The 5195-nt window shown below is 67.5% G+C and carries 4 protein-coding genes; 1 reads left to right on the top strand and 3 read right to left on the bottom strand.

Translation table 11 applies throughout. From position 1 onward, the window contains the following. Nucleotides 1–2316 (top strand): tetratricopeptide repeat protein (locus HDR50_RS11750; RefSeq protein WP_291358413.1); only part of this gene is annotated, 2316 nt, incomplete at its 5' end. A 150-nt stretch (nt 2317–2466) separates the two neighbouring features. Here HDR50_RS11750 and HDR50_RS11745 read toward each other — a convergent pair. The 3 genes from HDR50_RS11745 to HDR50_RS11735 form a co-directional block, all read right to left on the bottom strand. Then, on the bottom strand, nt 2467–3225 hold the full coding sequence (locus HDR50_RS11745; RefSeq protein ID WP_291358412.1) for an amino acid ABC transporter ATP-binding protein: 759 nt from the start codon (nt 3223–3225) through the stop codon (nt 2467–2469). 25 nt (nt 3226–3250) lie between these two features. Next, nucleotides 3251–3946 carry an amino acid ABC transporter permease gene (locus HDR50_RS11740; RefSeq protein ID WP_291358411.1) on the bottom strand — a complete coding sequence of 232 codons (696 nt, stop codon included), beginning with the start codon at nt 3944–3946 and terminating at the stop codon, nt 3251–3253. A gap of 186 nt (nt 3947–4132) precedes the next feature. After that, the gene (locus HDR50_RS11735) at nt 4133–4891 is read right to left on the bottom strand and encodes an ABC transporter substrate-binding protein (RefSeq protein ID WP_291358410.1); all 759 of its coding nucleotides are present in this window, start codon (nt 4889–4891) and stop codon (nt 4133–4135) included. Nucleotides 4892–5195 lie beyond the last annotated feature (304 nt).

The following is a 5195-nucleotide window of genomic DNA, read 5'->3' as shown; positions in this document are numbered from 1 at the left end:
TCCGCCTCGGCGCCGGCCGCGGCCCCGACTGCGGCGCAAGGCCAGTCCCCTGCAGCCGCAGCGCCCGCCGCGCCGGCACAGCCCCAGGCGCCAGCCGTGCGCCACGAGGGGCGCAGCGCGTCCGGCGCCGCCGTGCCCGGCACCGTTGGCCTGCCGCTGGGCGAAAAGGCGGCGCCCCCGCCCGAGCCGGAAAAGCCCCGCGAAGTCATCTATGTGGACGAGCAGGGCAATCCCGTGCCCAAGCCGCCGGAGCCGGACAAGATGTTCGCCGAGGCCGAGGCGCTTATGGACGAGGGCAAGTACGACGAGGCCCTGCCTGCCTTCGAGGCCATCCGGCAATTGCCCAATCTTTCGCCCGAACTGCTCGAGAAGGTCCTCTACCGCATCAGCGATTGCATGTGGGCCCGCTATGCGGACAATCCGCTGGCCGGCTTCGACCCCATCGTGTCCTCCACCAGCGAGGCCATGAACGCCAATTTGCGTTCGGCGCGCGTGCCCGACGCCCTGTTGCGCCTCGGGCTCGCCAACGCCAATGTGGGCAATCTCGGCGAGGCCGGGGGCTATATCATCGCCCTTCTCCGGCGCTATCCCGATTATCCGGGCGTGGCCCAGGGGCTCACGGCCTTGGGCGAGGCCCAGCTCAAGAACGGCCTCAACGCCGAGGCCGAGCAGTCCTTCGGTATCGTGCTCGACAAGTACCCGGAATCGTCGCAGCTCCAGGCGGCTTCGGTGGGGCTGGCGCGCGCCCTCGTCAACCAGGACAAGCACGAGCGCGCGCAGGTCATCCTCGACTTTATCAGCAAGCGCTGGCCGCGCTACTACATCGAGGACCCGGAATTCCTGCTCCTCCAGGCGGCCAATGACGAAAAAATGGGGCGCGGCGACGCGGCCATGGATCTCTACTGGCTCTATATCAACCTCGACCCCAAGCGCCATGGCAACGACAGCCTCCTGCTCAAGATGGCCGACACCTACTTGCGCGAGGGCAATGCCCAGGCCGCCAACTTCATCTATAACGACATCGTGCGCGACTTCCCGGAGTCGCCGGCGGCCAGCACCGCACGCCTGCGCCTGGCGGAAAAGGGCATCTACGAGGCGCCCATCACCTATGAGGAGATGAGCAAGGTCTTCGCGCGGGGCTCCGAGCCCCCGCTCTGGCAGGTGTATTCGGACCTCGCGGCGTCGTCCGACACCACGCCCGAGGCGGTGCTGGCCAGGCTCAAGCAGGCCATGTGGCTCTACTGGGACCGGCAGTATCCCGAGGCCATGGGCAAGGCGGCGGACTTCATCGACGCCTATCCCGAGCACCAGAACGTGCCCGAGGCGCGCGAACTGCTGTGGCAGGCCTTCAGCAAGGAGCTCGCCAATTCGCTGGCCGAGCAGAATTACGGGCGCATCCTCCTGCTCTGGAACGGCTTTCCGCTGGTGCGCGAGCGCTACGGCGAGCCGGATGCGCGCCTGCGCTACGCCCTGGCCCAGGGCTGGCTCGAGCGCGGCGACGAGGACAAGGCCTTCGAGCTCATGGCCGACTTCCTCAAGGGCCCCATGGATCCGGACTACGGCGAAGCCGCCTTCTCGCAGTTTTTCAACCACTATCTGAAAAACGGCGCCTGGGACAAGATCCTCGACCTCGCAAAGCTGGTGGAGTCGTGGAACCTCCAGCCGCAGTTGCGTAACCAGCTCGACTACGCACAGGCGCTCTCCGCGCAAAACCTCAACCTGGGCGCGCCGGCGCTCGCCATGTGGCGCAAGCTCGCCGAAAGATCGGACATCCCGCTCTACCAGCAGGCCTACGCCACCTATTTCCTCGCGCGCGACGCCGAGGCCCGCAAGGACATCCGCGCAGCCTACGAGACCAACCGCCGCGTCATCGAGCTCTTCACGCGCCTGCAGGACGAGCGCTCGGACAAGGCCGACCCGCAGCGCATCAAAGAAGCCACAGCGGCCCTGATGGACATCTGTGAGGTGGGCAACCGCATCCCCGAGGCCCTGCAATGGGTGGAGCGCTATAATGCCTATGTGCCGCAGGATTCGGAGGAATATCCGGGGCTGCGCTTCCGCGAGGCGCGATTGTACCGCAAGCTCGGGGACGCCTCGCGCGCCGAGGCCCTCCTGGAGGACATCGTGCGCCGCTTCCCCGACTCGCCCTTCGCCCAGGCGGCCGCAGCGGAACTGCGCACCTTCGAGGTCTCGCGCGATCTGCAGCGCTTCATGCCGAACCAGCCCAAGGAGCAGAAGCCGGCCAGCGAGGGCACGACCGACGGCACCTGGAGCAGTTCCGGGCCGGCGCGCCAACAGGAAGGGGAGGGCCGCTAGGGCGGCCAGATGGAGCGGGGGCCACGCCCATCCCGCAATGAAGAAAACCCTTGGGCGCTACCGCCGCGACGGCGGCTGCCCGAGGGTTTTTTGCGGCGCAGTGCCGGGCGGCTGTGGGCCCGGCCTTCGCAAAAGTCTGATGAAATCCCGTCAGAGACTGACTTCGAGGATGCGCACGCAGAAATCGTGCGTCCTCGTGCCCGCGCCGTCGGCGAGGAGTTGCGCAGGCGAGCCGCGCTCGATGATGCGGCCGCGCTCCATGAACAGGATCTCCGTGGCGAGCGCGCGGGCAAAATCCATCTGGTGCGTGGCCATGACCATGGTCATGCCGCCGGCCGCCAGGTCGCGGATGACGGCCAGCACCTCGCCCACCAGCTCGGGGTCCAGCGCGGAGGTGGGCTCGTCCAGCAGCATCACCTTGGGGTCCATGGCGAGCGCGCGGGCGATGGCCACGCGCTGCTTCTGGCCGCCGGAGAGCTGCGCCGGATAGAGCAGGGCGCGCCGCGCCAGGCCCACGCGCGCCAGTTCGTCCAGCGCCCGTTCGCGGGCCTCCTTGCGCGACATGCCGCGCACCTTGCGCAGGGCGATGGCGACATTCTCTTCGGCCGTCAGGTGGTCGAAGAGGTTGAAATCCTGAAAGATCATGCCCACCTGAGCGCGAAAGGCGCAGAGCTTGCGCTTGTCGTCGCGCTCAAGGCGCTCGCCCTCCAGCCATATCTCGCCCGTGTCCGGCGGGATGAGGCAGTCGATGCACTGGAGCAGGGTGCTCTTGCCCGCGCCCGAGGGCCCGATGAGCACCATGAGCTCGCCCCGGCGCACATCGAGGGAGCAGTCATCCAGAATGAGCTTGCCGCTCAGCCGCTTGGAGACATGCTCCACCCTGAGCACCCTGTCCTGTTCCGCGCTCATCGGCCCTCCGCATCCCTCGCGGCGTTCACGCCGGTTCTCCCATGTCGAAGCCGGCCCCCCCGGTGGAGTAGCCGGGCACATGGACCTTGTCTTCCAGGCGGCGCAAAAGGCGGAGCACCACCCAGGTCAGGAAAAAGTAGATGGCGCCGGCGGCGGCATAGAGCGCCAGGTGCTCGTGCGTGCGCGCCGCGGCGAAGGAGGTGCGGGCCATGATGTCCTGCGTGCCGAGCACGAAGCAGATGGCCGAATCCTTGAGCAGGATGGAAAACTCGTTGGCCCAGCCCGGGATGGAGAGCCTGAGGGCCTGCGGCAGGATGATACAGGCGATGCCCGTGGCGTCGCTCATGCCGAGCGCCCGCGCCGCCTGCAATTGCCCGCGCGGCAGGCTCTCGATGGCGCCGCGGAAGATTTGCGACTGGTAGGCCGTGCTCGTGCAGCCGAGCACCAGGCAGGCAATGATGAAGGGCTCGGCGGGAAGGCCCAGGCTGATGAAGAAGCCGTAGAACAGGAAGAGCAGGACGAGGATGGGCACGCCGCGGAAGAACCAGACATAGAGGCGGACGAGGCGACGGCTCCACGCCGGGCCGTAGACCTGCGCCACGGCGAAGGGCACGCCAAGGGCGAGGCCCATGGCGAGCGATGCGGCCACATTGCCCACGGTGACGAGGATGCCCGGCAGGATGGCGGGCAGCGCCTGAATGACGACGAGCAACGAATCCATGGGCGTGGCGGTTCGGGGTTGGTGCCGCTGGCCGGCAGCCGCAGGCGGCGCGCACGGGGCTCCGGACAATGCGGGGCGTCGGGTCAGCACCCCGTCGGGCATGTCCCCGGGCTTCCGGCCACAGAAGCGGCAGAAGCCCGGGGCAAGTGCCGTTCACGCCGGCCCAGGCCAGGGCCGGCATGGCGCTTACTTGTGCAGATACTTCTTCTGCAATTCCTGCCAGTAGGGATCGGCCATGAGCTTGCGGTAGCCTTCGTCCACCAGGGCGCGCAGGTCCTTGTCGTCCTTGCGCAGGGCAACGCCGAAGCCGTCGGGCTGGCCATGCGTGCCGGCCTTCTTCACGGCGCGGCCCTTGGAGATGGCGTCGTCCGCGGGCAGCTCGTCCATGAGCGCCGCCTGGATGCGGCCGTTGAGCAGGTCTTCCACGGCGAGCGGCGCCGAGTCATAGAAGCGCAGCTCCATGGGATAGCCCTTGGCCTGCTGCTCCTGCTTCAGGGCATTGGCCTCGGAGGTGCCGCGCTGCACGCCCACCTTGACGGGCTTGCTCAGGATCTCCTCCACGGTGAGGGTGGAGTCGGCGGGCACCACGAAGACGCGCGAGACCGTCCAGTACGGGTCGGAGAACTGCACCATCTTGGCGCGCTCGGGGGTGATGCTCATGCCGGAGCACACCATGTCGATCTGGTTGGCCAGGAGGGCCGGGATGATGCCGTCCCAGGCCATGGGCTTGTGCTCGATCTTCACGCCCATGTTCTTGGCGATCCAGTTCATGGAGTCCACGTCGAAACCGGCGGGCTGGCCGGTTTTTTCGTCCACATAGGCGAAGGGCGGATAGTTGGGGTCGATGCCGTTGACATAAGTCTTGGCATCAGCGGCCAAGGCGCCCTGCGCGAGGAACAGGGTAAGGAGGCCGGCCAGGAACGCGCCGCAGAAACTCTTTTTCATGCTGGTTTCCCCCCGGGAAAATGCGTGTGCGGGCGGAAGCGGCAGGCGCCTCCGCAGAAAGGCGCAATTTACCAGATGCAGGGCTGCAACGCAAGGCGGGGGAGAAGGCCCCGGCACCACGAAGGGGCGAAAGGGGGCCAGCTGCCCGGGACGTGCCGCCCGAGGGGCACACAAAAAGAGGGGCCATGCGGCCAGCCACACGGATGACAACCCCGCACAGGCGCGGTTTTTTCGTCCGGCCCGCTGCGCGGCCCGAAAGCACGAAAACCGCTCAGATGACGGCGCGGCAAAGCCGCAGCCTCTT

It is taken from the genome of Desulfovibrio sp. (assembly GCF_014803725.1).
In the GTDB taxonomy this organism is placed as follows: domain Bacteria; phylum Desulfobacterota; class Desulfovibrionia; order Desulfovibrionales; family Desulfovibrionaceae; genus Desulfovibrio.
This window is presented reverse-complemented; position numbering and strand designations above follow the sequence as displayed.

Coding starts and splice junctions, on each gene's coding strand:
- HDR50_RS11735 (WP_291358410.1), bottom strand. CDS start 4,891: ATGAAAAAGAGTTTCTGCGGCGCGTTCCTGGCCGGCCTCCTTACCCTG.
- HDR50_RS11745 (WP_291358412.1), bottom strand. CDS start 3,225: ATGAGCGCGGAACAGGACAGGGTGCTCAGGGTGGAGCATGTCTCCAAG.
- HDR50_RS11740 (WP_291358411.1), bottom strand. CDS start 3,946: ATGGATTCGTTGCTCGTCGTCATTCAGGCGCTGCCCGCCATCCTGCCG.